Here is a 26,853-nt window from a genome sequence, read left to right on the forward strand (position 1 = left end):
TACTGGGGCCTTTGGTGTTAGTCTGCCTGTACCTCTTCAACAGTTTGCTCAACCTCGGCACGAGTCATTTTTTCTCGTCCTTCTTGCATTGCCTTTAGTGTTTTGTGGGCTAAGGCAAGTGGTAGGCGACAGAACAGCAGAATAGTACGTTTATTGATATCCTTCATATATAAATCTGCTTTGGCTAAATTTTCTTCTGCATACGCAAATAAATCCTCGCGTGTCCATCCCTCTGGTACGAAACTTACACCACGTTCATCTAAATCCTCATGCTGATTACGTAAGATGTTGATAGCCTGCAACCCACGACCGTAGCCTATTGCTAGCTCGCGATCCGTTTGAACGCCTGCACCCCATGCCCAAAGCTCAGACAGCATTGTCCCTACAAGCCCAGCCACGTAGTATGTATAATCGTCCAAATCCTCACGTGTGCGGACCTGCCAATTCGCCTTTGCCCATTTTGCCATCCCAAAAGCCATTTCACTTGTGGAAGCCTGGACAATTTTTCGGGATTCCTCAGGGCAAAATGTCAGCCAATCTGCTAAACGAAGGGATACTTCAGGTAATAGCTCTGCATAAGGTGCGAGTAATGCCTGATAGGCTTCGTTATTGAAAGTGTCCTTTAGTAATTCACTCGTTGCTGACAGTAAATCAAATTTTACATCATTAGCAAGTTCTTCATGGTCTTCAATTTCATCAATTGCACGCATCGCTAAATAGGCAGCAGCCACTGATATCTTTAAATCATTTTTTAAAAATGTAATAGGTATATAAAACGTGCGGCTTGTATCTTTCAAAACCTGCATCGCTTCTTTGTATAGTCTTTTTTGCTCGTTCACTTGTATTCCTCCGTTCAAATGGTTCCACATCTATAGTATATCGTATCGTAAAAAAAGGGAAAGATAAAACAGATTGTTCTTATTTAGAGAGATATTCTTTGAAAACGTTTCCTAAAGATGATATAGTTTAGTAGTAAACTATTTAAAACTATACTTTTAATGTGGACGAAAGTATAGGTTAAAACCACATTTCAGAAGAGAGGAAGTTTAGAAAATGGGACGTTTAGATAATAAAATTGCGATGATTACTGGTGGTGCATCTGGTATGGGTGCAGCAATGGCGAAATTGTTTGCACAAGAGGGAGCTACAGTAATTGCAGCTGATATTAATGAAGATAACCTAGCTAAGATCTCTGAGCTAGACAATGTAGAGGGTATGAAATTAGATGTTTCCTCTGATGAAAACTGGGCAGAAGTGACAAAGGCCATTGTGGAGAAATATGGTCGCATTGATATTTTAATTAACAATGCTGGTATTTCCTCCGAAAAAGGACCAGATCAAATTACACAAGCGGACTGGTCAATCATGCATAATATCAATGCCTTTGGACCTTTCCTGGGCATTAAACATGCCTCTAACTATATGAAAGAAGCTGGGAAAGGCTCTATCGTTAATACATCCTCTTACACAGCAATTATTGGCGCTGGCTTTAATGCCTATACAGCCTCTAAAGGATCTTTACGTGCGATTGCTCGTGCAGCGGCATCCGAGCTTGGTGCTTTCAATGTTCGTGTCAATACAGTATTCCCTGGTGTCATTGAAACACCAATGACTGCTAAATTATCAGAAGCAAAAGAAGCAATGGATATGTTAGTAAGAGCAACACCAATGGGTCGCCTTGGCCAACCAGAGGAAGTAGCAAATGCTATTTTATTTTTAGCATCTGATGAAGCTTCTTACATTACAGGTGCCAAGCTTGTCATTGATGGTGGCTATTCAGCACGCTAATTAATCGTTTTAGGAAAGTGAAAGTGCCTGCTCAAGCAGTGCATTTTCACTTTTTTTATGTTTCTCATGGGGAACGTTCGATTTGGTCAGTATTTCATAAACCCCCTTTTAGCACCTTACATACTTAGGAATACAATGTGCCCATTACGATAGGCATCGTGCATGCACTAATGAGCGTTCTCCTGGAATCTGTTTAGATAAATCTTCGTGTACTGCTTTAGAATATTCGTTAAATTTCAAAAACAGCATTATGCTTTAACAAAGCTTTATTTTTTTAGTAGAATGATAATAAAGCTTTAGAAATGCGTTAAAATTCAGCGATCGAATAGAAAAAATTTGATATTTTCCATGATTTTTTCATGAAAGTTTACGAAGTTATTGCACAATCATTTCAACAGCGTTAAAGTTTAGAAAGGGCGAAAATGTCATTACACAATTTGGGGGATTGTACTGAGCGTTTAGCTTTTGTACGAACAAATTAATTGGTCAGGATTTTGGCACACAAAACTCCTTGCAAAATCCTTCGTACCAAAGAGGGCATGTACTTTATTAGTTTGCCTTAATCATCGCGTAAACTGCGTAATAAAATCAAAGGAGAATTGTATGCCAAAGGCTATAGGTATTGATGCAGGCGGCACATTGACAAAGGTTGCTTATTTAGATCAACACAATGAACTTGTTTTAACAACCTTTCCGTCTAATGATCTGCAATCTGTAAAAAAATGGATTATCGACCATCCAGATATTGAGGATATTGGTGTTACGGGGGGACGTACAGAGCAATTACTTGATGTCATTAAAACAATGAAATCGATTCATTATATAGTGGAGTTTGAAGCAACTTTAAAGGGTGTCCGATTTTTACTAAATAAAGAAGGCTACTTTTTTGAGCGTAGTATGATTACCAATATCGGGACAGGCACTTCCATTCATTATATGGAGGGCAATACCCATATTCGCGTTGGCGGGACAGGCGTTGGTGGTGGGACATTAATTGGATTGTCAGCGCTTACAACAGGGATTACAGATTACAATGAAATACGAGAAATGGCTGACAAGGGCCATCGTGAGAGCATTGATTTATTAGTTAAGGACATTTATCAGGGCATGGATACACCCATTGATGGTCATTTAACTGCAAGTAATTTTGGGAAAGTAGGCATTACCCAGTCCATGAAACATCCAGCAGAGGATATTATCGCGACGGTTCAGGGACTAGTAGGCGAAGTCATTACAACACTTAGCATTCAATATGCGGAAGAAAAAAAGGCACAGCATATTGTTTATATTGGTTCAACTCTCAGCAATAATGCTCATCTTGCCCGTGTGATTGCAAATTATACACGTACGAAAAAGCATACACCTGTCTTTATTAACGATCATGGTTTTTCAGGCGCTGTCGGAGCATTGCTCAACATTACAGAATATACAATTGTCTAGGGACGAAATAAGAATGAACATGACTAATACATTTTAGTCATGTTCATTTTTTTACAATTAGCGAAGAAACTGACCTACATAGTAACGCCTCAATTTGAACAAATTATGTGCAGGAGGTGATGTTACGTGGGCAAACGTAATAATCGAAATAACAGTAAAACCATGAATATGCGAACGCATAATCCTTTTGGTACCTACAAAAGTAAAGATCTTGATCGAAGTAATAGCAATAATAACAACCCGAATGATAACTTAAACGAAGAATTCGCAGCAGAATTTGATGCAAAAGCTAAAAATAAAAACAATAAAACGAATCATGATAAAAACCAGCAGTCCAATAAAACAAAATAGCGGAGGTGAAAATCATGGCAAAAAAGAGAAAAACAAGCTTTAAAAAGAAAAAGAAGGAAGATACGCATAAAAAGAATGATCGTGAGGAGTACTCAGCAGAGTTTAACCAAGTCATTCATAATAACCCTCAACAGCCAAAGCAATAAAGACAAGCTGCTCCAAAACTTTTTTGGAGCGCTTATTTTTTAAAGGAGTGATTCAAGTGAGGCAGTTATATTTACTTGGGCTTCTGCTTGTTTGTCTTGCTGTGTTTATACAAACACCAATGGTCGCCAATGCACAACAAGAAACACCAGCCTATGCCAAATGGGGACAAATGGCTATCAAAGAGGTAAAGACAAAATATCCTTCAGCCAAAATTATCGATTATTTGCATGAGGGTAAAGAAGTACATGGGGCGTCAACAATCGAAAAGTTTAAGCTTTGGCTCAAGCAACCCGATAAGGAATTTGGTGTCTATGTAAGAATTAGTTATCAAAGTGCAACACAAAAGGTGGAAAAAATTGAATTACAAGAAAGTACGTCATGAAAAAAGGATGCCCAGAAAAGGCATCCTCATTCATTTAATCTTCAAGCTTTTGAATAAACGCACGCATCAAGCCTGGTAAATCAGGCCATGCATGTCCACTTACTAAATTGCCATCTGTATGAAGATTGGCTTCAATATAAGTAGCGCCAGCCACTTGTACCTCTGGCTTGCAGGCAATATAGGCTGTCAGCTCACGTCCTTTTAGCGCTTCAGGAATGGTCGCGAAAATTTGTGCTGCATGGCAAACGGCTGCAATCGGTTTATTGGTTTCGAAAAAATGGGACACAAGTGGTGGAACATGCTCATTTAAACGAATGTATTCTGGCGCACGACCACCCGGAATAATCAATCCATCAAAATGTGTTGGATCAATATCAGCAAAAGAAGCATGTGCCTCTAATCCATAGGCAGGTCGCTCGATGTATGTATCGACGCCATCTACAAAATCATGTAATACGGTCTGTAATTTTTTAGCTGATGGTGCTGCAATTGTGACATCATAGCCTGCCTCAAGACAACGATAATAAGGATAAAAAATCTCTAAAGCCTCTACTGCATCTCCTGCAAGTATTAAAACCTTTTTCCCCATGATTCCATCTCCTTTTCATTGTGAATCTATTATGTTTTATTCGACACATGCAAAAAATTCCCTGCTGATGATTGAGCCATCTTTCCAAATTCCTTCCTTTACAAAGAAAAAAATGAAGCGTATAGTATTTATTTAGCTAGGTAAATAATTTTAGGAGGTAGATAGTGATGAATCCAATTTTCCATGCTTTATTCCAAAAAAATCGCTATTTAACTAATTGCTTAAATGAAGTGCTGAAGCAGCATCATTTATATAGTTCTCAATGGACCATTTTGTATTGCTTACATAAAAATGGACCCATGACATTGACGCAAATTTGGAAATATTTAAATGTAGAAGCACCAAGTATCACAAGAGCGATTACAAGGCTTGAGGCATTGGGCTGGGTACAACGATTAGATGGTGAGGATAAACGAGAAAAGATTGTGACATTATCCGCACAAGCAGAGGAACGCCTACCAGCCATTACAGCAACTATTCTAGCGTTTGAGGAAGAAATGGTTGGGTCTTTAACTGCTGAAGAACAAGAGCAACTTCTGAAGCTATTGGAAAAAATGAAAGGTTGATGGACATGCAGCAAGAAGAGAATACACAAATATGGACGAAGCGTTTCATTAGTCTATTTTTAACGAATATCTCAGTTTTTTTTGTATTTTATGGACTTGTAACGACTTTGCCACTATATGCAATAGGGGAGCTACATCAGACAGATAAGGAGGCAGGGCTTCTATTGTCTGGCTTTTTATTGTCAGCTATCATTGTACGCCCGTTTTCAGGAAAGCTGTTGGATGTCTTTGGTAAGAAGAAACTGTTAGTCCTTTCGATAGTGGGCTATTTTATATGTACCGTCTTATATTTATTTATTCATCCATTCGGACTTTTACTTGGTCTACGTTTTATTCAAGGGATTTTCTTTAGTATTATTACAACAGCTGCAGGTTCTTTAGCGGCTGATATCGTTCCAGCTAAACGAAAAGGAGCAGGCCTTGGCTATTTCACGATGTCTACAAATCTAGCTGTCGTTATTGGTCCATTTATTGGGCTATTATTAATACAATATAGTACCTTTAACGTATTGTTCATCGTTATGAGTATTTGTATTCTAGCAGGAGGAATTCTAGCGTTAACGGTCAATACCGATGATTTACCGAAGCCTATACATGAAGGAAAACTAACCTTTAAATTTGATGATTTGTTTGAGCGAAAAGCGTTACCTGTTGCTGCGATTGCTAGTTTAGTAGCCTTTTCGTATGCCAGTGTTTTATCCTTTTTATCGGTCTATGCACAGCAAAAGGATTTAATGGCTGTGGCCAGTCTTTTTTATGCAGTGTTTGCTGCATCCATGTTAATTACGCGTCCGTACACAGGTAAACTTTATGATACGAAGGGACCGCAATTTGTTATTATTCCCGGCATTATCTCCTTCGCTATCGGGCTCGTTATGCTCGCATTTGTAGAAGGACCTGTGTTATTTTTAAGTGCTGCTATTTTTGTAGGCTTCGGCTATGGAGCTGTGACGACAAGCTTGCAAGCATTAGCCGTTCAATCCACAGCCATCCAGCGAAGTGGCTATGCTACAGCAACCTATTTTACGATGTTTGACCTTGGGATCGCATTAGGTTCCTATATTTTGGGAATGGTAGCTGTGCAGGCAGGCTATGCTTCAGTCTACTTGTCAGGTGCAGGCTTACTAGGGGTTGTCTTTATTATTTATCTATTACGCCTTGCAAAGATGAAACCGAAAAAAGTTGTGAATATATAGTAAAACAGTTGGGTCTGTCCCAACTGTTTTTATTTTTGTGTGCTTTGAAAACCCCCTGCTATGCAGGGGGTTCCGGAAAGCTTTTAGCTATGGACAATAAAAAAACTCCAAACGTACAATAAAGTCAGGTCTAGTCAACCGACTTCGTACGAAAGGAGCCCCCATAAATGGATAATAAAAGTTTAGCACATACAACGTGGAATTGTAAGTATCATATCGTCTTTGCGCCAAAGTATAGAAGGCAGATTATTTATGGTCAAATTAAAGCGGATGTTGGAAGAATATTGCGCCAATTATGTGAAAGAAAAGATGTAGAAATCATAGAGGCAACAGCCTGTCCTGACCATATTCATATGTTGGTAAGTATTCCACCGAAATTGAGTGTATCTGCGTTCATGGGTTATTTAAAAGGGAAGAGTAGTCTAATGATTTTCGACCGACATGCAAATTTAAAGTATAAATACGGTAATCGTCAATTCTGGTGTCGAGGATACTATGTGGACACAGTCGGCCGAAATAAGAAAAAGATACAGGAGTATATAAAAAATCAATTACAAGAAGATATCCTGCAAGATCAAATGACGATGAAAGAATTCATTGACCCATTCACAGGAGAAGAAATCAAGAGAAAGAAAAAATAAGTAAGCCGCTTTAGCGGTTTGTGTGAAAACGGAGTGCGGTTGGCGGACCATTCAGAATGTCTTTAGACATGGGCCAGTACCCCAGCGTTTCACGCGCAGAGCAAACCACCAGTTATACTGGTGGTTCTGATTATAGGCAATCATGTAGCGTGGCCGATTTAGACCAAAATATGGTATAATAAGAGCGTAACTAGATAGAGGTTTCATGGGCGGTTGGCACAATTTTAACCTATCTCATTCAACTTATTGAAGAGAAAGGAGTTGATGCCTTTGACTATTTTTGAAGCAATAATGGTTGCGATAAGTCTATCAACACTTATTGTTTCTGTACTTGCATTGTCATTTACTTTTACACAAAAAAAGTAAACCGCCCCTGCCTCGCCAGCATGTGAGATGGTTTACTTTCATCACCTTGCAAATCGCCTTTGAAGCGATTCGTCTTGTTACTAGGACCATTGGTGTTCCAGCACCAATGGTCTTATTTACTTATATACATCTTCACTATGAATTATAACATGGATAAACGGTTTTTTTCAAATAATGTAAAATAAATTGTTATGGACTACAAATGATTTTTGGGGAATCAGTTGGTAGGGTGAAATAAACTACTTAGACGATGGATATCAAGCATTCAAAGCTTACCATGCTTTAGAAGCAATCGATCTTATTCGAGATCAAGTCAAGGTAGCGGATTAGGTTTGTCAATTACTAAAAGCCTTATTCACATCCAGAACAGCAAATTCTTATTTTTAAAAGTATATTTGTTCTAATAACGCAAAAAAATGTTAGACCAAACTTGTATATGGTCTAACATTCTTTCTTTTGTCCCATCCTCTTTTCTGTACATAAAAATCTGTAAAAAAAGAGAGCGGCATAAGCCAGCTCTCCTTTAACTTAGTTAAAATTCTTTTGTAAAAACGCCTTTGTACGGTCGTTTTGAGGGTTTGTAAAGAAGTTGTCTGGATGGTCGGTTTCAATAATTTGACCACCGTCCATAAAGACTACCTTATTTGCTACCTCTCGTGCAAAGCCCATTTCGTGTGTCACGACAATCATCGTCATCTGATCCTCTGCTAGGCTTTTCATAACCTTTAATACTTCGCCTGTCAGCTCAGGATCTAAGGCAGAGGTAGGTTCATCAAATAACAAAATTTGAGGATTCATCATTAGGGCACGGGCGATCGCTACACGCTGTTTTTGGCCACCAGAAAGATTGGCTGGATAAGCCTTGGCCTTGTCGGCAAGCCCAATTTTTTGTAGTAAATCTTGACAGCGTTTCGTAATGGCTTCTGCCGATTCTTTTTTTAATAAGCTCGGTGCCATTTCGAGGTTTTGCTGAACGGTTAAGTGGGGGAACAGGTTAAAGTGTTGAAAGACCATCCCCATTTTAGCTGTGATTGCTTTAATGTCCTGTGGCTTTGTATAATGTCCATCCTGTACAAGATAGTCACCATCTACTACAATACTGCCACCATCGATTTCTTCTAAATGTATTAAGCTTCGAAGCATTGTACTTTTCCCAGATCCAGAGGGACCGATAACTGCAATGACATCGTTCTTCTCTACCGAAAATGTAATTTGTTTCAGAACCTCCACCTGATCGAAAGATTTCTTCAAATTTGTTACTTCCATCAATGCCATATGTGTCACCTCTATTCGAATTTAAAGCGTTTTTCCAGCCATTTAAAGAACACGGTCAATACAAGGGTCATGACTAAGTAAATTGCACCCGCAATAAAGAACGGTGTAATTGTGAAGTCACGATTGACAGCTGTTTGCGCAAAATGTAGTAATTCTGGAACAGCAACTGCATAAAGCAGGGCTGTATCCTTAATTAGTGTAACGGATTCATTTGATAATGCGGGTAAGGCGACACGAAACATTTGTGGCAAAATAACACGTGTGGTCGTTTGCCATTTGGATAAGCCGAGTACCTGGGCTGCCTCATATTGTCCTTTATCGATGGCAAGAAGACCACCACGGAATATTTCTGCAAAGTAGGCAGCATAATTTAAAATAAAGCCAAGGCAAGCGGCCACAAAACGATCGAGTACTAAATATTCACCGATTACTGGTAGCATAGGTAAACCGAAGCAAATTAATAATAATTGCAGTAATAGTGGTGTACCACGCATGATATAAATATACGTATGTGCAAGCCAAGCGAGTGGTTTAATCCGACTTTTTACGGCGAGTGTTAGTAAAAAGCCGAATGGAATCGATACCAAAATGGCGATGAAAAACAGTAAAACTGTCATTTTTGCCCCTTCTAGCATCGGTAATATCATAGTTTGCCAGTAATCCGCCATAACGATGTCCCTCCAAAAAGAGTAAGAGTTCCACTAAGGAAACTCTTACAGTTGATGTATCCTGTCATTATTTTAATACTTTGTCTTCTCCGAACCATTTTGTTGAAATGTCAGCCGCAGTACCGTCTTCATTCATTTTGTCTAACGCAGCTTGTAGTTTTTCTAATAAGGCTTCATTTCCTGGTTTCACACCAATACCGTATTGCTCAGGTGCGAGTGATTCCTCTAATAATTTGAATGTGTCAGGCTCTTGTGTCATGTAATATTCTGCAACTACAGCATCTATTACCACAGCATCAACACGGCCTGTTTTTAAGTCTGATAATGCTAAAACATTATCCGCAAATTCTGTAATTTTTTTCACGTCTTTGTGAATTGGGTTACCGTTTAATGCATCTGCCGCAGATGAAAGGGATTGAATACCTACTTCTTGTCCTGCTAAATCACTTAGCTTTGTAATCTTTGAATCTGCCTTTGTTATCACAACTTGAGAGTTTTCAAGATAAGGCTTTGTAAATAAAACCTTTTCCTTACGCTCATCTGTAATGGTATAACCGTTCCAAATTAAATCAATGCGTCCACTTAATAATTCAGCCTCTTTTGTTTTCCAATCGATTGGCTGGAATTCCGCTTCAACACCCATATGCTCTGCTGCAGCACGAGCTAAATCAATATCGAATCCAACGATGTCATTTTTATCATCGCGGAAGCCCATTGGTGCAAATTTATCGTCAATTCCAATAATAATTTTTTCTTGATCTGCTGCTGTTTCGTCTTTTTCTGCTGTCTTTTCTTTTGAAGTACCGCATGCTGCTAAAACGATGACAGCTGTCAGCATCATAAATAAAGTCAATCCACGTTTCATTTTTGTTTCCCCCTATAATCTATCGCTTTCGTTTGCTAAACTACTAATGTGTTAAAGGATAACATCGTGCTTTAACAATGTCAATATCGTTTTGGATTAATCAGAAAATGAGCGGCGTTTTCTAGCATTTTTTTGCATATCATAAAATAATGAAATGGGGGATAATAAGTAACTGAAGAATAGGGGAAAGAAAAAGGGACTGCTCCTAACGAACAGTCCTGTGAAATGAGATTAACTATTTTTGCTTTGAATTGCTTTGCGGGCCAGGGCATCAGCCGCTTTGTTTTGTGAGTCGGGCACCCATTTGATAAAGAATAAATCAAAGCTTGTGGCAAGCGCTAAAGCTTTTTCTAAATAAGGTTTAAATTCCTCATTTTTCACATATTCTTTTTCCATAGAGGCGACAACGATTTTGGAATCTGAACGCACCGAGACAAGTGGGGAGCCTAGCTTTTGTGCTTCTTCTAGGCCACGAACCAATGCCGTGAATTCAGCAATATGGTTGTTTGTCTCACCAATATACTCGCTGATTTGGATATGGTGACCTTCACCTTTAATAAATATGCCTATCCCACTTGGACCAGGATTTCCTGCACTGGCAGCATCTATATAAACTTCTAACATATCATCCCTACTTTGCATTTTGACTTTCTCTATAATTGTACAACAAGGCTATGGTGCAAAGCATCCTTGTGAGCAATTCGTGTTTGAAAAAAATACGTAGGAAGCAAACAAAATAGTTGCGTGTAGAAATTGAACGCTTCATAATAGTAGGAAGTGAATTTTGGACGTGAAAGGAGCGAGAGTTCGACATGGATAAAGTGACGGTTATGAAGGATATTGACGAACTGCATGATACGTATTGTTCGGATTGCTTAGTAATTAAGCAATTACGTAAAGAACGTGGTAAACCAGGGGCTCATCGTTTCTGCATTGAAGCCTGTTCAGTTGGAGAAAAGCTACAGTTCCTAGGGGAAGAGCTTTTAAAAGTTTATAGTAAATGAACACATGAGAAAAAGCTACATGTATTAGAAACGCTAATACATGTAGCTTCTTTAATTGTCATGATTATTTCGTTTCAGCATAGCTGCTTAAGTCTTGGTAATACTTTGTAAGAGAGGAAGCCGAAATATCAAATGTTGCAGCGATTTCTTTCACGGTCATGGATAGAGACTCGAATAGTTCTTTTTCCTGACCATAACGAATTGCACCAGCTGCAATGGCTGCTTCTTTACGTGCAGTCGGTTGACCTTCAATTAAATAGTCCTCTAAAAGCTCAAGCATTGGTGCTGTTTCACGCTCATTTTGCTCTAAGAAGTCTTTTACTTGTGTCAGGACATTGCTCTCAAAGTTGGAGAATTCCTCACCTTTATAGCCATTTGATACTAATAACTCCCAGAATGCTAGGTGCTCTTCTTTTAAGAAGGAGCCAACCTTCTTCTCTGAAGCCTCAAAGCTCTTCTTGAATTCTTCAAAGACCTTCGCATGATCCTCTGGGAAGAAAATCAGTGTAGACACAGCTAAATAATGAGACGATTTCTTCGTACCATCTGGTAAAATGAAGGCAAATACATGCATACCTTCAGGGATTGGTTTGTTATTTTCACGTCGAATATAAAGCTCATCATTTGTAAGTAAATGATTAGCCTTGAAATATTTTTCCTCAACAACAGACACTGTACCAATAAATAAAGTAGGCTGAGACCAATCTTCAAGTACTTTGACCGTAGAAGGTCTTACCGCCTTTTTCTTCGTTTTCTTCAGATAATTTTTCCAAATAGATGGCTCTTGATGGAAGAAAAAGTCGTCTAAAGCGATGGCTTCGATTAGCTCTCGCTGTAAAACGCTCTCTAATTTAGGCTGCCATGTGCCCACATGCTCAATATAGGCACGAACATCTTTACGTTCAGGATATTCTAAGTAAAATGTTTGTAGCACACGCTCTAATTCTTCGATTTGTACTGTTTCCACTGTTACTTGTTGTTTGCCTTCACAACATTTTTTATATTTTTTGCCGCTACCGCATGGGCATGGATCATTACGTTTTACCATAATTAGAACACTTCCTTTAATCATTGTTAATCGTATATTGCTAAATAATTTGCGTACTATTAATAATAACGGTACTTTTGTATGAAGAAAAATGATTGTCTATTTTGAAATATCTAAAAAATGTAGAGGGACGCCCTGATTCTAGTATATGTACGTATTTTTCTACTTAGAACTAAAAAAAGAAAACGACCTACACCTTTGAATAGGCAGGACCGTTTTCTAGTTAAATTATTGCTGAACGGCTTCGATTTCCACTGTCAGACGTTCAAGCTCATCAATTAAATGGCCAATGTAGGCAATTGTATCACGAAGTGGTTGGTCGGTCGTAATATCAACCCCAGCCATTTGCGCTAACTCCACTGGTGATTTTGTGCCGCCAGCCCGAAGAACTGCTAGCCAATCTTCAACAGCTGGAGCGCCCTCTTTTAAAATACGTTGAGACACTTGTGTGGAGATGGTTAACCCTGCACTATATGTGTATGGATAAAGGCCCATATAATAGTGGGGCTGACGCATCCATGTGAGTTCAGCACCTTCAGAAATAGCGACTGTATCACCCCAGAAATCTTCCAATACGGAACGTTTTAATTGATTGAGGATGGTTGCATTCACTGCTTCTCTAGCATCAATTAATTCATAGACTTTGCGTTGATAGGCAGCTTCTAGTAAATGTGTAACAAAGTTATGATAATATGTTTTCGCTACAATATTGGAAATCACCCAACGTTTAAAGCGTAGATCATCATTATGTGTTAGTAGATAATTCGCTAACAGCATTTCATTCATTGTCGATGGCGCTTCAATAAAGTACAGAGATGGTCGACTATTAAGATAAGACTGATGCTCATACGTATTTGCAAAATGCCCAGCATGACCAAGCTCATGAATAAGTGTAAAGACTTCATTCATTTGTTCATTCCAAGACATTAAAATATAAGGATGGCTACCATACGGACTTGAGCAGAATGCCCCTGTAGATTTTCCTTTGTTTGGCGCATAGTCAATCCAGCGTTCATTAAAGGCTCTCTCCATTAATTGATTATAGTCTTCACCCATAACGGCTAAGGCCTTTTCAACATATTCTTTTGCCTCAGCCATTGATAATCTTGGATCATACTCAGGATCCAGCGCAATTTTTAAATCTGCAAATGTCATTTGGTCGATTCCGTTGGCTTTTTGAATTAACGTTGCATAACGACGCATATGCGGGGCAAGCTCTTTTGTAATTAAATCAATTTGACGATTATAGAGGGAACGATCGACATCTTGATCAAATAATAAATAATCAATGACAGAATTAAAGCCTCTTAGGTCAGCCATTGTTTTTTCCTGTTGAATATGTGTGTTATATACTTGTGCCGTTGTATGCTGGTAATCGCGTAGCTTGTTTGAAAAAGCTTGAAATGCAGCACGGCGTACATCTGTATTTGCTTCAAACTCCCAGTCATTTTCGTACAGCACAAAGCTAAGAGGATGCTTTTCGCCATTGGCTTCAAATTCGCCAAAATCCATGTCCACTAATTTCGTCGTATTGTACGTTTTATATGGCGCGTCAAATGTGGCACTGAAGGCTGCCAGCGCTTTTTCCACTTCAGGATGGAGCTGGTGTGGTTTTTGTTTTAATAATTCCTCTAGATAGCGTTTGTAAAGAGGGCTTAATGCTGCTGCTTCTTGTAAAACAGCTTCATCCAATGCCAGTAACTCGCTACGCACGAAGGATAGTGCACTGCTGACTTTTCCGATAGCTGTACCAAACTTTGCCGCACGCATTTGGGCTACATCATTTGTGCGATCTGTTTCGAGATTTAAGCTTGCATATGTGCCAATCGGAACAAACTTTTTTTGCAGCTCTTCAAAGGCTGTTAACACGTCAATTACTTTTTGTGCATTTGTAATCGTACCTTTGTATTGTTGCTCGAAGCTAAGTGCATCTTCCACTAATTGTGCTAAGGTAGGTTCAAAATCAGCCTCATTGCTCAATAAATCTGTTAAATCCCAAGTTTCTTCTGCTGCAACATCTTTTCGTAATGGTAAAACTTTCATTTATGGACACCCCTTTACATATAAGTGATTTCATTATAACGAAACTATTTCGGAAAGTGAAATAATTTCGTAGAATAGTTGAAATATTCTTACTCTAAATCGTTTCTTATGAAGGATGTTTGAAATATTGTCGGTCGGGAACAATGAGTGTATAGCCAACATCTTTAATTACGCATACTAATGGCTAGAACGAGACATATTGGAGGAGAAATTGATTATGACACAAAACTTAAACAAACAACTAAATAAGCTAGTGGCGACATGGTCTGTGCTTTATACAAAGCTACACAATTATCATTGGTATGTCACAGGTCCAGCCTTCTTTACATTACATGCAAAATTTGAAGAGCTGTATAATGAAACAACATTGAATTTAGATGAAATAGCAGAGCGTATTTTATCAAAGGATGGCAAGCCAGTGGCGACATTAAAAGAGCATCTAGAGCTATCCTATGTAGAGGAAGCTACAGGTGAAGAAACGACAGAGGACATGGTTGCAACGACAATCTCAGATTTCCAAAAGCTGATGAAAGCTTTAAACTCTACAATGGAGCTAGCTGCAGAAGAAGGAGACGACCGTACAGAGGATTTACTCAATGCCATGTACCAGTCTCTTGAAAAGCATACATGGATGTTAAAAGCCTTTCTTGACAAGTAAAAATTGACAATTGGCATGCTGGAGAAGACATTCTCTCCAGCATGTTTTTTTCTGCCCTGAAGGCATTATGTCAAATGGGCAACGTAGTTTAAGGCAATTTAACAATTATTACAGTTGAGTAAAAGGGGTTTGCTTGTGTGCAGTGCGGGTAATTATCTAGTAAGCCATACAACATAGGAGGAATTGAACATGATGAATGAACAAAATCCAAAAATTGAGGTGGCCCATACAAGGGATGAAATGCTTCACATTTTAGAGAATATGCGAATGGAAGGTTATCACCAAGACGATATTCATATTATTGCGAGAGATCCCCAACAGTTTGAGGATGTAAAATGGGATGCCGATGTGCAAACGCATGAGGCTGGAAATTGGGTAGACCAATTTAAATCTTGGTTTACAGGCGACTCAGCCGTTACAGAGGGCTTAAAACGATTTAATCTGTCAGAGGGACAAATCGCTTACTATGCACACCTTGTAGAACAAGGCAGTATTGTTTTATATGCAGAGCATGAGGATGATGTTGATACACTCCAAACATATCCAGAGACTGCTGAAGAGCAAGAGGAGCGTTTAAGAAATCAACAACGTATGATAGAGGCAGAGCAATATAGAAGATTTTTATAAAGAGTAAAACAGAGTGATCCCAGTGATCACTCTGTTTTACTGTATGACTTTTTCTTGTGCGTCTTTTTTTATAAAGCGTAGGGCATGGAAGTGCTCTAATTGAGCCACTAAATTACCAATAAGAATAAAGCTACCACCAATCATTAATTTCATTGTTAAGCCTTCTCCGATAAACATCATGGCAAACATAGCGGCAAAAATAGGTTCTAAGGAGAAGATAAGACCTGTATGTGTAGCAGAAGTATACTGTTGTGCAACAGTTTGACCCACAAAGCAAAACGCACTACAGATGATGCCAAGCCCTAAAATAGCAATCCAGGAAGTTGTTGAGTTTGGCAATGTTGGTGTTTCGAATAGAAAAGTTAACACTAGCGCATAAATACCAGCAAAGCCAAGCTGATAAATTCCGTATGAAATGGACTCTACATTTCGTGTGAATGAGCTATTTAAAAGTAAATAAATTGAATAACCTAACGCAGCAATTGCGACTAATAAATCGCCTTTATGGAAAGTGAATGTGCCGTGTGCTGTTAAGACGGTAATCCCAATCATGGTACAAATGATCGCAAAGCTAACTGCACGTGAAGGTAACTTTTTTTCAATAAAGCTACTGAAAATCGGCACTAACACGACTGTTAGGCTCAAGATGAAGCCAGCATTTGAAACAGAAGTAGACTGTAAACCAAATAAACTTAACGCGAACACAATGAATAGTAAAAATCCTTGAATAGCCGCATATTTTAATGTTTTACCATTTACTTTGATCATCCGTTTGTAAAAAATAAGTCCTGCTACGAAAAATGCGATGATACAACGTAATGCCACCACATTATAAACTGCCAACGTTTCTAGCCCCATGACCATAAAGGTATAAGAGAGCCCCCAAAACATTGTGACAATAACCATCAATACATTTGCTTTTCCTTGGATACTCATTATGTTCACCTACCATCTGTGTACTAAAACAGTTTTTATACTAAAAATTACTATATATCTTGTATTGTGATTAGTAAAACGAATGTTTATAATGAATAGGATTAAAAAAATTCATGTATATTGAGGGATTGCGGATGAGCTTAGTTAAATATGAGATTTTAACAAAGGTGGCAGAGGTGGCAAGCTTTACAAAAGCAGCGGATGCACTAGGGTTAACACAGTCTGCTGTGAGTCATGCCGTATCAAGTTTAGAAAAAGAGTTTGGCTTTGCTCTCATTCATCGAAGTCGGGTAGGTGTAACATTAACGAGTGAGGGACAAACAATGCTAAGGGCAATGCGTCAGGTTTTGGATGCTCAGGAATTATTGCAACAGGAAGCAGCTCATATTCTTGGGGTGACACGCGGTAAGGTTCGAATTGGTGTAATATCGAGTATTTCCTCGAATTGGATGCCAGAAATTGTTCAGATCATGGATAATCAATTTCCAGGGATTCAGGTGGAGTTACGAGAGGGAGATTACTATGAAATTGAACAATGGCTTTTAAGCGGTGAAGTGGAAGCAGGATTTTTGAATGGTCAAAAGTCAGAGCAATATCAGTTCACTGAGCTCCAACAGGACCCATTGTTATGTATTGTTTCGGATAAAAGTCCTTTATTTAATAAGACAGAAATTGATATCGTAGATCTAGAGGATATGCCATTTATTATGACTTCCTATAAAGGGACAAATGATGTCAAGGTGCTATTAGAGCAATATCATGTCAAGCCGAATATCCGCTTTGAGCTTTCTGAGGAGGTAGGGATTCTTTCCATGATTTCTCATCATTTAGGGATCAGTATTTTACCTCAGTTGGTTATTCAAAATTTACCGCCAACATTGAAAGCGATTCCATTAAAGCAAGGTGGCTACCGAACGATTGGTATTGCTATGAAACATCATGCTTCGCCCGTCACAAAGAAATTTGCAGAGATATTAAGTGCTTGGCTAAAAGAGCAAAACAGCTCCCTAAAATAGTGGCTATTGAAGCATATCCTTACATTACGTTAAAATAGTAATTGTATATATTTCAGAAAATAGGTGAGTGTATGGGGACATTACAGGGCAAAACCGTACTGATTACAAGTGGGGGAACACTTGAAAAATGGGATCGTGTACGAGGTCACACGAATTTATCAAAAGGCACAATGGGGTGTTATTTAGCAGAGGCGGCGCTGGCTGCTGGCGCTAATGTAGTATACATGCATGGTTACTTTGCACAGCTCCCAGAAAACCAAAATGATATGACATTGATACAATTTGAAGGCATAGAGGATTTAGGACAAAAGGTGCGTCATGCAGTTCAACAACAACATATCGATATTGTCATTATGGCGGCTGCGGGCTCTGATTGGGTCATTGACAAAGTATATGATCAATCAGGTAATTTAATGGAGGAAACGGGGAAAATGCCTTCTGACGAACCACCTATTATTCATTTTAAAAAAGCGCCAAAAGTATTAGGTCAAATTAAGGGCTGGCAACCGAATGTAACATTAGTAGGCTTTAAGCTCGAAGCCACGAATGATGAGGAATTCTTGTTAGCTCGCGCAAGACTGCGTATGGAAACAGCCAATGCTCAATTTATGGTAGCAAATAGCTCTCAGTCTTTATATGGGGGGGATGAACCTCATTGGATTGTACCTGCTGATGGACAGCCTATTAAAGTAATGGGTAAGCAAAAAACAGCAGAAGCTTTAATGATGCATTTACAAAATCAATAAATGTGAACTGTGTAGAGAACTATTTCTACACAGTTTTTTCTTGTCTAAAAGGTTAGCATCCTATAATATTTACTTAACGGTCGGTAAAAAAGGAGGGTAATAATGGGAAATAAAGAACAAACCTTTCAAAAGATTATAGAAATTGCTTATGTGATGTTTGCGGAAAATGGGTTTGAAAAAACAAGCTTAGCAATGATTGCTACAGAGGTAGGTATTTCAAAACCAGCCATTTACTATTATTTTCAATCAAAAGATCAATTAATCGCTTACATATTTGACGAATTGTATAAAGAAATTCAACAGGATATCGCTGTGGATTATAAAGAGCTTTCTTCCGCTAATTTTAAGGAAAAATTACTCGAGCTTGGCTATAAGTCTATTGAGGCACAGGGCAAGGATCCTTATTTTAATAAAATATTTAATCAATATGTACTATTAGCGGCTCGCGATGAAAACTATAAGAGACAATTAGTGGAGCTAGAAACCAGCTTTTTAACAAGCTTTGTTGAAGTCCTACAATGGGGTGTGCGGCTAGGAGTTCTAGACGATACGCCTCATATAGAAGCAAAGGCACAGATGCTAGCCCTGGTCTATGATAATATCGGTAATTTCATGTTAACAGGTAACCAATTGAACTATAGAGCTATTTGGAAGGAGGCTGTACATAGCGTTATTCAAGGGGGCAAAGATGACAAATAGAAATGATGATCGGCGCATTGAAGGTCTTGATTTTGCAAGAGCTCTCGCTATGCTTGGTATGTTCATTGTCAATTTTGGCGTCATAACAGGTTCTACAACGAATGGTTCAACACGGTTGATTGCCTTACAAAATATGTTTGAGGGGCGTGCGTCGGCCGTATTTGTCATGCTAGCAGGAATAGGAACAGCCTTAATGACTCGTCAGGCTAGAGAGAGTAAGGACCCCATGCTTCTTCGTCAGAATCGACTTATTTTGTGGAAGAGGTCGCTTTTGTTATTCGTGATAGGGATAGTACTATATGCGATCGGTTGGACAGGAGATATATTACATTATTATGGCGTGTATATGTTTGTTGCCGCATGGTTGATTGCCCAATCTAAGAAAAGGATGATGTTTATTATCGGTGTCATTCTTATCCTTTCACAATGGCTTCAAATTCAATTTAATTACCTTGCTGGCTGGCATCCAACATATGTGTTACTAGAGTATCTGGATTTTTGGACACCAGTAGGATTTATTAGAAATTTGCTGTTTAATGGCTATCACCCACTTTTCCCCTGGATTTGTTTTTTTCTGATCGGCATGTTAATCGGCACATTAGATTTAACAAATCGTACATTACGAAAAATCTTATTGGTGACTGGTTTATTGCTAGTCATCATGACTGAGGCTTGTTCAACAGTATTCATTAAGATGACAACCATTCATTTATTGGATGTAGAGAGTGCATTGTATTTATTTGATACAGGACCGATTCCACCAAATATGATGTATGTCCTATCTAATTCGGCTTCGGCTATTGTCCTTATCGTGGGCTCCATCTATCTTGTAGAGACATATAAAAATAAAGTCATTCAATCTTTAATCTTAACTGGACAAATGTCTTTAACGCATTATGTTGGCCATGTTTTTATAGGCATTGGAATACTAATTGTTTGCCAAAAGCTGGAGAACCAAACACTTGCTTTTTCTATGCTGTATGCCTGCTGTTACTTTTTAGGATGTGTCTTTGTTTCTGTATGGTGGAGGGCTAAACATCATCGAGGCCCACTTGAATTCATAATGAGGAAATGGAGCTCGTAATAAATTAATGGATTGCCATCTATTTCTCACTGACTAGGCATAAAATACTTTAGGTATAGGGAGTCTTTTAATCTAAACGACATATTGCATAGTATTCAACTAGGTTTTCTAATATTTTGTATTGACATTCCTATAGCGGAATTATAGAATTATTTTCAAGAAACGCAGTACTCTTATCAAGAGAGGTGGAGGGACTTGGCCCAATGAAGCCTCGGCAACCGAAAAACAGGTGCCAAATCCAACAGATGGTGTCTGAGAGATAGGAGGGGCTATCAATCAGTTTGATGCGTTGGCCTCTTTATGAACAATAAGGAATAAGAAAGAAGGGGTGTTTCGTATGGCTCAGTCAGTAAAAGTAGATGATAAGAAGCTAGAGGCAATTGCGAAGGCGATTCAAAATCTTGAATTTGGTGAAGTGCATATTACGATTCAAGATGGTGTAATTGTGCAAATTAATAGGCTTGAAAAGCAAAGATTTCCGCAGAAAAAATAACAATGATTTCAGTAGAACTTATGTCAAATGGCCACCTATAAGCATGAAGGATATCCTGTGCTTACAAGTGGCCCTTTTTTTGTGTGATAGGCTAGCTATAAAAGCCTTTTGGTATGGGACCGATATGACGGCGATGATAAAGCAAAGGCTCTTTTTGAGCATTTGTAATGTCTACCACCTGCCCAATAAAAATGGTATGGTCGCCCGCATCGATTTGCTGAAATGTTTTACATTGTAAATTAGCTGCTGTATCATGTAGAATCGGTAGTCCTAAAGTGGAAGTTGACCACTGTGCTTGTGCAAAGCGATCAGGGATTTTACTAGCAAAAAGTGTACATAAATGCTCTTGATCACTCGCTAAAATATTGACCGCAAAATTTGGCGCAGCCGTGAAATAAGGATGGAGCTGAGATTTTTTATCGAGTGACCACAAAATAAGGAGCGGGTCGATTGAAACAGATGCAAAGGAATTGACGGTTAAGCCAATAGGTTGTGTGTCATGACATGTCGTGACAACTGTTACGCCTGTAGGATAATTACCTAATGCCAATTTAAAGGCAGCTACTAAATCTGTCATTCAAATCACCTCTTTATGAAATTAGTGAACGGAGTTTGTAGGTAAACGAAACTTTTTTTCATATCCTACTAGTAACTCCTTTTCTTGAGTAAATTTTAAACTAATCAAACATATAGGTAAAGGTAATGGGGAAAGAAAGGGGAATGGCCATGACTTTATATTTTGATCATCTGGTTCATCAAGTGGAATCACCAGAAAATATAAAGGTTTTCTTCAATAAACGAAATGTTCATACAGTGAATGGTGGGCAGCACACGATGTGGGGGACTTATAATACGTTAAGCTACTTTGGCTTAAGCTATATTGAACAAATTGCTATTTATGATCGTGATTTATTTGAGCAAGCGGCACAATACCCATATTCCCTACATTATACGTTTAAACGTGATCAAGAGCGCCAGGGATTTTCTCGAATTGCCCTGCGTACAAAAAATATTGAGGAAGAGGGTCGGCGCTTGCGAGCATTGGGCTATGAAGTATATGGGCCAGATGCATGTAGCAGAACAAGACCAGATGGCACAGTGGTAGAATGGAAGCTACTGCATTTTGGTAAGCCAGATCTTCCAATTGATTTTCCATTTTTGATTGAATGGGCGGAGGAAGATGAAGAGCGTTTGGCTCAATTAAAGGCAAGTGGTGCCATTGATGTAAAACAGGCTATAACGATGGAATCCGTCCAATTCTATGTCAGGGACATGCAGGCAACCGTTCAGCTGTGGCAAGAGGTGCTACAGCTACCAGAGCCTACGCAATATGAGCAGTATATGTCACTACAGCTACCGAATATGCGTTTAGATTTCTACAAGGAAGAGAGTGCGAAGGCAATGACACTCGGTCATGTCAAAGAGGGACCATTTGGCGTGACATTAAAGGATCCTAAGCGAACAAAGGAAACATTAGTTTGCCCAGGTGCTTTTTATTGGATAAATCGATAATGAAAAAAGGCTGGAACATAACTAACATGGACCTTCATTAAGCCGAATAATCTTTAAACATGATAACTAGAAAAACCGACTATTCCGAAACACTTCGTAAGCGTTTTAGTGGATAGCTCGGTATTTTTATGGGCTGAAACACCTTTGCTCCAACCTCTTTACATAAGTATTGAAAAACAAACCCATTAATAGAATTTCTGATACAGGCTACTTGCTTTCCTGTGGATTTAGCGTTACACAGGAGACCCTAGAGCGAAATCAACCCCTCACCTTGCTAAAAGATCTTTTTCTAGTGACATGCTCTTTATTCAATAATATGGAAAAATCCACTTCTTTGATGAAGTGGATTTTCGCTGCCTATTATTATTCGATTGTCATTTTTTTCGGTGTTTCTGTACCTGTGTACCAATCAAACTCAATTTCAAATGAATGCTTGTCGCCCTTTTTTGTATAGGAGTATTCGATTTTGAGCTGTTCACTTGGGCTGACAACTGTTGGCTCTGTGCCTTGAACAAAAGTGAATTCACCATTTTCTTTAAGCTTTTCTGCAATCGTTTCCAGTGTTGCCGCAAATTCTGCTACACTTTGTCGTTCTTTATGCTTCAAAATAACTTCTGTCATTGGTTTTTGCATCGAAATCCTATTACTTCTATTATAACATGGAGGGGTCATTAAGCTTATAAAACAGCACAAAAAGCGGATGAAGGAAACGATTCATTTCCTAATCCGCTGCTAATCTGGAACTACACGGATAGCCCCATTATGTTTATAGTTTTACCACATTTGATGCTTGGGGTCCACGATTGCCTTCCACAACATCAAATGAAACCTTTTGACCTTCTTCAAGTGTACGGAAGCCTTCCTCCTGGATGCCCGTAAAATGAACAAATACATCTTCGCCATCATCACATTCAATAAAGCCATAACCTTTTTCATTATTGAACCACTTTACGATCCCCTGTTGCATAAGCATTCGCCTCCAATGCGCTTGAATGTAAAATAAAGTTAAATAAATGGTGCTCTCATTGAGAAAATGTGAAAAAATTGCATTTTCTCTTAGAACATACAGGAATTGAACAAAGATGTCAATTGATTGACGAAATGCTTGCGTATCTGGCTTTCTTTTTTTTCACAATTAAGACTATAATGGAAATGAACAACATAGAAAGTAGGATGCCAAATGACAACGAAAAATCAACCATTATCAGATTTAGAAATCGCTAGTCAAGCAGTGATCAAACCTATTACGGAAATTGCCAATGCTGCGGGTATTCCAGAGGATGCTCTTGAGCAGTATGGACGCTTCAAAGCAAAGATTGACCCATTAAAAATTACTGCGCAGGGCGAGGATGCAAAGGTAGTATTAGTATCAGCTATTAGTCCAACCCCAGCTGGTGAAGGAAAGTCGACTGTGACTGTTGGACTAGCAGATGCCCTTCATCAATTAGATAAGAAGGTGATGGTCGCATTACGTGAACCATCATTAGGTCCAGTCATGGGCGTAAAAGGTGGCGCAACTGGTGGAGGTTACGCACAAGTTATACCAATGGAGGATATTAATTTACATTTCACTGGTGACCTTCATGCGATTACAACTGCTAACAATGCCTTATCCGCATTTATTGATAATCATATCCACCAAGGAAATGCACTTAACATTGATCCTCGACGCATAATTTGGAAACGTGTCATGGACTTAAATGATCGTGCCCTTCGTAAGGTAGTGGTGGGATTAGGTGGTCCTGTTCAAGGCATGCCGCGTGAGGATGGCTTTGATATTACGGTTGCCTCAGAAATTATGGCGGTATTCTGTTTAGCCACAAGCATTGAGGATTTACGCGAGCGCATCGCAAGTATCGTGATTGGCTATACTTTCGAGCGTGAGCCTGTCTTTGTACGTGATTTACAGGTAGAGGGTGCCTTAACACTATTATTAAAAGATGCCTTTAAGCCAAACTTAGTTCAAACATTAGAGGGAACACCTGCTATTATCCATGGTGGTCCATTTGCGAATATTGCCCACGGCTGTAATTCCATTATGGCGACACAAACCGCTCGTAAGCTAGCTGATATTGTGGTCACAGAAGCGGGCTTCGGCTCTGATTTAGGTGCTGAAAAATTCATGAACATTAAAGCTCGTAAGGGAGGCTTTAAACCAAGCGCAGTTGTCATTGTAGCGACAATTCGTGCATTAAAAATGCATGGAGGTGTACCGAAAACAGCGCTTGTAGGCGAAAATGTGGAAGCACTCCTACAAGGAATTGAAAACTTAGCTAAACATGTAGATACTGTTCGTACATTTGGCGTTGAACCAATTATTGCCTTAAATCGTTTTATCACGGACACAGAGGTTGAGCTAGAAGCCGTTCTGAACTGGTGTCAAGAAAATCATGTTCGTATTGCCCGTACGAATGTCTGGGAAGAGGGCGGTAAAGGTGGTCTAGCCTTAGCTGAGCAAGTACTAGCTGTGCTAGAGGAAGAAAACAACTTCTCTCCTTTATATGATGTAACAGAGTCGATTGAAGAAAAGGTACGTACGATTGTGCAAAAGGTATATGGCGGGAAAGATGTACAATTTACAGACCAAGCCAAAAAACAAATTGCCCAAATCGAAAAATTCGGCTGGGACTCTCTTCCAATTTGTATGGCGAAAACGCAGTATTCTTTATCAGATCAACCAAGTTTACTCGGTCGTCCAGAAGGCTTCACCATCACAATTCGTGAAGTTATTCCTAAGCTTGGTGCGGGCTTCCTAGTTTGTCTAACGGGCGATATTATGACAATGCCAGGACTTCCAAAAGCACCAGCTGCCCTACGCATGAATGTCGATAATGAAGGACATGCGGTAGGATTGTTCTAATAGAATATTAAAAGCTGCCTACTTATAAACTGTACCCTTTGTAAAGGACATTTTAAAAAAAGCTAGGTAACTTGTTGAAGCTGCTGTCTGTATTTTGCAGGCGGCAGCTTTTTCAAATGCCATTGCCCTCGATAATGGTTGTAATACATCATATAACTCTTAATTTCTCGTTTGACTTCTTCTAATGTTTCACATTTCTCGATAGTTGTTTCATCTTTAAAATGTCCAAAAAATGATTCTTGTGGCGCATTGTCCCAACAGTTTCCACGGCGAGACATGGATTGTCCTAACCCCATTTTCTTCACAAGTTTTTGGAATTGTGGATTGGTATAATGGAATCCTTGATCCGAATGAATAAAGGCATCTTCCGTTAAATGGCGGTGTTTCTTCAATTGATGAAGCGTATTGAGGGCAATATCTATACTTAATGAAGACGACACTTCATACGCTAAAATTTCATTCGTTTCAGCGTCTTTAATCGTTGATAAATAAGCGCGTTTACTGCTTCCATACGTTAAATAGGTGATATCTGTCAGTAACACTTTTCCGGCCATACCCTGTTTAAAGTTGCGTTGTAATTCATTTGGGCACGTACGATGTTCTTTCGTTGCTTTTGCCATACGTCGAGTTGGATTCGCTTTTCGAATCGGGCAGATAATCTGATATTTTTTCATCACGCGGCGAATACGTTTCAGATTGTACGTAATTCCATATTGATTTTCTAACGTCATTTTAATTTGACGTGCTCCTTTTTTTCGCCCTCTGAAATGATACGCTTTTAAAATGATTTCCTTTACCACTTCATCTGCTTGTTCTTGCTCCACACGCTTCTGAGCTGATTTTTCTAAAAAATAATTGTAATAGCCAGACCGAGATATACCCATCACATCACATAAATAGCTGACTAAACGCTTTAATTTATACTTTTTCATCGTGTGATGGATGAGTTCAAATTTTAGTGTCGTAGCGATTTTTATTTCTTCTTCAACATCTGCCTTTCGAGTAGATCGAGCTTTTTTAACAATTCATTCTCTGCTTCAAGTAACCGATTTTTCGCCTCTAAACGCTTCAATTTTTCTTCTAATGTCAATTCGCGTTCGGAAGGTCTACCTGAATTTGTTTTACGTGTATCTTGTAAACCTCCGACACCTGCTTTACGATAAGAAGCTCGCCAGCGTTTGCCTGAAGATTCGATTCGTTTTATACCGATTAATTCAACATCTAAACCTGCATTTTCAAAAATTTCTCTTGGGAATTTACCTTTTTCATTTTCCGCAATAAAATGACGTTTAAATTCGTCAGTATATGTGATCGCTTTCTCGCTAACTGCTTGCACATTTGGATTACATTTTAGTTGTTCTTGTTCCATTTTCGTAAAATATCTTTTGGTCATTTCACTCTACCCCAACATCTTTTTTCTCATTATAAACAAAAGTACCCTATAGGATAGACTTTTTTCAAAGTGTCTATCTTATAGGGTACAGTTTATTAATTGGGCAGCTTTTTTTACTGATAATGGGTAAACATGGCTCGTAGGAGGTGACCTAATTCATCGTCTATCTACAATGCAAACATGGTATAAAAGTAAAATTTCGGATGATTTCCTCATCCATTCCTTGAGTAAAAATTCACAAAAATTAATTTTTTCAAAGCGATTTTAAGATTCTAGTGAAAACTAGGATCTTTTTTGTGTTGCAAAAAAATCATGAGAACCTTCCTTATATAAATGTGTTTGGTATTTTTTATCAATAGTTCTCTGATATTGGAAAGATAGAGCGGATTTTTACAACGAAGGACAATTGTCAAATGAATTTTTATTTAAAAAATACATTGAATTTTCTTTTTCTTTTAAA

31 protein-coding genes and 1 riboswitch are annotated in these 26,853 nt (G+C 38.7%); of the genes, 18 read left to right on the forward strand and 13 right to left on the reverse strand.

Annotation, left to right across the window (positions count from 1 at the left end):
• Positions 1-17: 17 nt before the first annotated feature.
• Positions 18-839, reverse strand: a complete 822-nt coding sequence (locus MKZ14_RS07760) for a squalene/phytoene synthase family protein (RefSeq protein WP_016992498.1) — start codon at positions 837-839, stop codon at positions 18-20.
• Positions 840-1,053: 214 nt separating this feature from the next.
• Here MKZ14_RS07760 and MKZ14_RS07765 point away from each other — a divergent pair, with 214 nt between their 5' ends.
• From MKZ14_RS07765 to MKZ14_RS07785, 5 genes are all read left to right on the forward strand, one after another.
• Complete coding sequence (locus tag MKZ14_RS07765) at positions 1,054-1,788, forward strand: SDR family oxidoreductase (RefSeq protein WP_339280787.1); 735 nt, start codon at positions 1,054-1,056, stop codon at positions 1,786-1,788.
• A 603-nt stretch (positions 1,789-2,391) separates the two neighbouring features.
• The gene (coaW, locus tag MKZ14_RS07770; protein WP_036076313.1) at positions 2,392-3,228 is read left to right on the forward strand and encodes a type II pantothenate kinase; all 837 of its coding nucleotides are present in this window, start codon (positions 2,392-2,394) and stop codon (positions 3,226-3,228) included.
• A 126-nt stretch (positions 3,229-3,354) separates the two neighbouring features.
• Positions 3,355-3,579: a hypothetical protein gene (locus MKZ14_RS07775; protein ID WP_004269369.1), complete on the forward strand. Its 225-nt coding sequence runs from the start codon at positions 3,355-3,357 to the stop codon at positions 3,577-3,579.
• Positions 3,580-3,593: 14 nt separating this feature from the next.
• A complete protein-coding gene (locus MKZ14_RS07780) occupies positions 3,594-3,725 on the forward strand; it encodes a hypothetical protein (protein WP_004269370.1) in 132 nt (43 codons plus the stop codon).
• Between the two features lie 56 nt (positions 3,726-3,781).
• Positions 3,782-4,108 (forward strand): DUF3889 domain-containing protein, encoded by a 327-nt coding sequence (locus tag MKZ14_RS07785; protein WP_339280788.1) that lies wholly within the window; start codon positions 3,782-3,784, stop codon positions 4,106-4,108.
• 34 nt (positions 4,109-4,142) lie between these two features.
• On the opposite strand, the gene MKZ14_RS07790 is transcribed toward MKZ14_RS07785, so the two are convergent.
• Positions 4,143-4,697, reverse strand: coding sequence for a DJ-1/PfpI family protein (locus tag MKZ14_RS07790; protein WP_016992501.1), 555 nt, complete (start codon positions 4,695-4,697; stop codon positions 4,143-4,145).
• A 167-nt stretch (positions 4,698-4,864) separates the two neighbouring features.
• Here MKZ14_RS07790 and MKZ14_RS07795 point away from each other — a divergent pair, with 167 nt between their 5' ends.
• From MKZ14_RS07795 to tnpA, 3 genes are all read left to right on the forward strand, one after another.
• Positions 4,865-5,263, forward strand: coding sequence for a MarR family transcriptional regulator (locus MKZ14_RS07795; protein WP_016992502.1), 399 nt, complete (start codon positions 4,865-4,867; stop codon positions 5,261-5,263).
• Positions 5,263-6,459, forward strand: a complete 1,197-nt coding sequence (locus MKZ14_RS07800) for an MFS transporter (protein WP_339280789.1) — start codon at positions 5,263-5,265, stop codon at positions 6,457-6,459. The genes MKZ14_RS07795 and MKZ14_RS07800 overlap by 1 nt, the downstream gene beginning before the upstream one ends.
• A gap of 167 nt (positions 6,460-6,626) precedes the next feature.
• Positions 6,627-7,100, forward strand: coding sequence for an IS200/IS605 family transposase (gene tnpA / locus MKZ14_RS07805; protein WP_036129052.1), 474 nt, complete (start codon positions 6,627-6,629; stop codon positions 7,098-7,100).
• A gap of 894 nt (positions 7,101-7,994) precedes the next feature.
• Here tnpA and MKZ14_RS07810 read toward each other — a convergent pair.
• The 4 genes from MKZ14_RS07810 to MKZ14_RS07825 form a co-directional block, all read right to left on the reverse strand.
• The gene (locus MKZ14_RS07810) at positions 7,995-8,741 is read right to left on the reverse strand and encodes an amino acid ABC transporter ATP-binding protein (protein ID WP_312124466.1); all 747 of its coding nucleotides are present in this window, start codon (positions 8,739-8,741) and stop codon (positions 7,995-7,997) included.
• Between the two features lie 11 nt (positions 8,742-8,752).
• A complete protein-coding gene (locus MKZ14_RS07815; RefSeq protein ID WP_004269380.1) occupies positions 8,753-9,409 on the reverse strand; it encodes an amino acid ABC transporter permease in 657 nt (218 codons plus the stop codon).
• Between the two features lie 67 nt (positions 9,410-9,476).
• A complete protein-coding gene (locus MKZ14_RS07820) occupies positions 9,477-10,274 on the reverse strand; it encodes an amino acid ABC transporter substrate-binding protein (protein ID WP_339280790.1) in 798 nt (265 codons plus the stop codon).
• 231 nt (positions 10,275-10,505) lie between these two features.
• Positions 10,506-10,898 carry a ribonuclease HI family protein gene (locus MKZ14_RS07825; RefSeq protein WP_036076318.1) on the reverse strand — a complete coding sequence of 131 codons (393 nt, stop codon included), beginning with the start codon at positions 10,896-10,898 and terminating at the stop codon, positions 10,506-10,508.
• A 188-nt stretch (positions 10,899-11,086) separates the two neighbouring features.
• On the opposite strand from MKZ14_RS07825, the gene MKZ14_RS07830 reads away from it, so the two are divergent.
• Positions 11,087-11,278: a zinc-finger domain-containing protein gene (locus MKZ14_RS07830; RefSeq protein ID WP_004269383.1), complete on the forward strand. Its 192-nt coding sequence runs from the start codon at positions 11,087-11,089 to the stop codon at positions 11,276-11,278.
• Between the two features lie 64 nt (positions 11,279-11,342).
• Here MKZ14_RS07830 and MKZ14_RS07835 read toward each other — a convergent pair whose 3' ends face one another.
• Complete coding sequence (locus tag MKZ14_RS07835) at positions 11,343-12,326, reverse strand: SEC-C domain-containing protein (RefSeq protein WP_333006533.1); 984 nt, start codon at positions 12,324-12,326, stop codon at positions 11,343-11,345.
• 228 nt (positions 12,327-12,554) lie between these two features.
• Positions 12,555-14,369: an oligoendopeptidase F gene (pepF, locus tag MKZ14_RS07840; protein WP_339280791.1), complete on the reverse strand. Its 1,815-nt coding sequence runs from the start codon at positions 14,367-14,369 to the stop codon at positions 12,555-12,557.
• Between the two features lie 217 nt (positions 14,370-14,586).
• On the opposite strand from pepF, the gene MKZ14_RS07845 reads away from it, so the two are divergent.
• Both MKZ14_RS07845 and MKZ14_RS07850 read left to right on the forward strand, forming a co-directional pair.
• The gene (locus MKZ14_RS07845) at positions 14,587-15,027 is read left to right on the forward strand and encodes a DNA starvation/stationary phase protection protein (RefSeq protein ID WP_016994902.1); all 441 of its coding nucleotides are present in this window, start codon (positions 14,587-14,589) and stop codon (positions 15,025-15,027) included.
• Between the two features lie 189 nt (positions 15,028-15,216).
• A complete protein-coding gene (locus MKZ14_RS07850) occupies positions 15,217-15,654 on the forward strand; it encodes a general stress protein (protein WP_036076320.1) in 438 nt (145 codons plus the stop codon).
• Between the two features lie 36 nt (positions 15,655-15,690).
• Here the strand turns inward: MKZ14_RS07850 and MKZ14_RS07855 are convergent, their stop codons facing one another.
• On the reverse strand, positions 15,691-16,590 hold the full coding sequence (locus MKZ14_RS07855; protein WP_036076321.1) for a DMT family transporter: 900 nt from the start codon (positions 16,588-16,590) through the stop codon (positions 15,691-15,693).
• A gap of 134 nt (positions 16,591-16,724) precedes the next feature.
• Here MKZ14_RS07855 and MKZ14_RS07860 point away from each other — a divergent pair, with 134 nt between their 5' ends.
• The 5 genes from MKZ14_RS07860 to MKZ14_RS07880 all read left to right on the forward strand — a co-directional run bounded on the left by MKZ14_RS07860 (position 16,725) and on the right by MKZ14_RS07880 (position 20,628).
• Positions 16,725-17,606, forward strand: coding sequence for a LysR family transcriptional regulator (locus MKZ14_RS07860; protein WP_339280792.1), 882 nt, complete (start codon positions 16,725-16,727; stop codon positions 17,604-17,606).
• Positions 17,607-17,677: 71 nt separating this feature from the next.
• Positions 17,678-18,352: a phosphopantothenoylcysteine decarboxylase gene (locus MKZ14_RS07865; RefSeq protein WP_036076322.1), complete on the forward strand. Its 675-nt coding sequence runs from the start codon at positions 17,678-17,680 to the stop codon at positions 18,350-18,352.
• Between the two features lie 102 nt (positions 18,353-18,454).
• The gene (locus MKZ14_RS07870) at positions 18,455-19,051 is read left to right on the forward strand and encodes a TetR/AcrR family transcriptional regulator (RefSeq protein WP_339280793.1); all 597 of its coding nucleotides are present in this window, start codon (positions 18,455-18,457) and stop codon (positions 19,049-19,051) included.
• Positions 19,041-20,135: a heparan-alpha-glucosaminide N-acetyltransferase domain-containing protein gene (locus MKZ14_RS07875; RefSeq protein ID WP_016994897.1), complete on the forward strand. Its 1,095-nt coding sequence runs from the start codon at positions 19,041-19,043 to the stop codon at positions 20,133-20,135. Before MKZ14_RS07870 ends, MKZ14_RS07875 begins: the two co-directional genes overlap by 11 nt.
• A gap of 170 nt (positions 20,136-20,305) precedes the next feature.
• Positions 20,306-20,401, forward strand: a riboswitch (SAM riboswitch).
• A 71-nt stretch (positions 20,402-20,472) separates the two neighbouring features.
• Positions 20,473-20,628: a YezD family protein gene (locus MKZ14_RS07880; RefSeq protein ID WP_004269393.1), complete on the forward strand. Its 156-nt coding sequence runs from the start codon at positions 20,473-20,475 to the stop codon at positions 20,626-20,628.
• 91 nt (positions 20,629-20,719) lie between these two features.
• On the opposite strand, the gene MKZ14_RS07885 is transcribed toward MKZ14_RS07880, so the two are convergent.
• Positions 20,720-21,205 (reverse strand): flavin reductase family protein, encoded by a 486-nt coding sequence (locus MKZ14_RS07885; protein WP_036076325.1) that lies wholly within the window; start codon positions 21,203-21,205, stop codon positions 20,720-20,722.
• Positions 21,206-21,354: 149 nt separating this feature from the next.
• Here MKZ14_RS07885 and MKZ14_RS07890 point away from each other — a divergent pair, with 149 nt between their 5' ends.
• Positions 21,355-22,140, forward strand: coding sequence for a VOC family protein (locus MKZ14_RS07890; protein WP_016994895.1), 786 nt, complete (start codon positions 21,355-21,357; stop codon positions 22,138-22,140).
• Positions 22,141-22,503: 363 nt separating this feature from the next.
• On the opposite strand, the gene MKZ14_RS07895 is transcribed toward MKZ14_RS07890, so the two are convergent.
• Together MKZ14_RS07895 and MKZ14_RS07900 are read right to left on the reverse strand one after the other, a co-directional pair.
• Positions 22,504-22,773 carry an amphi-Trp domain-containing protein gene (locus tag MKZ14_RS07895; protein ID WP_016994894.1) on the reverse strand — a complete coding sequence of 90 codons (270 nt, stop codon included), beginning with the start codon at positions 22,771-22,773 and terminating at the stop codon, positions 22,504-22,506.
• 133 nt (positions 22,774-22,906) lie between these two features.
• On the reverse strand, positions 22,907-23,107 hold the full coding sequence (locus tag MKZ14_RS07900; protein ID WP_004269397.1) for a cold-shock protein: 201 nt from the start codon (positions 23,105-23,107) through the stop codon (positions 22,907-22,909).
• Between the two features lie 213 nt (positions 23,108-23,320).
• Here MKZ14_RS07900 and MKZ14_RS07905 point away from each other — a divergent pair, with 213 nt between their 5' ends.
• The gene (locus MKZ14_RS07905; RefSeq protein WP_339280794.1) at positions 23,321-25,000 is read left to right on the forward strand and encodes a formate--tetrahydrofolate ligase; all 1,680 of its coding nucleotides are present in this window, start codon (positions 23,321-23,323) and stop codon (positions 24,998-25,000) included.
• A 62-nt stretch (positions 25,001-25,062) separates the two neighbouring features.
• On the opposite strand, the gene MKZ14_RS07910 is transcribed toward MKZ14_RS07905, so the two are convergent.
• Positions 25,063-26,393, reverse strand: a protein-coding gene (locus MKZ14_RS07910; protein ID WP_339280167.1) for an IS3 family transposase whose coding sequence is annotated in 2 segments (ribosomal slippage) — positions 25,063-26,012 and positions 26,012-26,393 — 1,332 coding nt in all. Because the reading frame shifts where the segments join, the coding sequence is not laid out codon by codon here.
• Between the last annotated feature and the right edge of the window lie 460 nt (positions 26,394-26,853).

This window comes from Lysinibacillus sp. FSL P2-0066 (assembly GCF_037969495.1).
Taxonomy (GTDB): Bacteria; Bacillota; Bacilli; order Bacillales_A; family Planococcaceae; genus Lysinibacillus; species Lysinibacillus boronitolerans.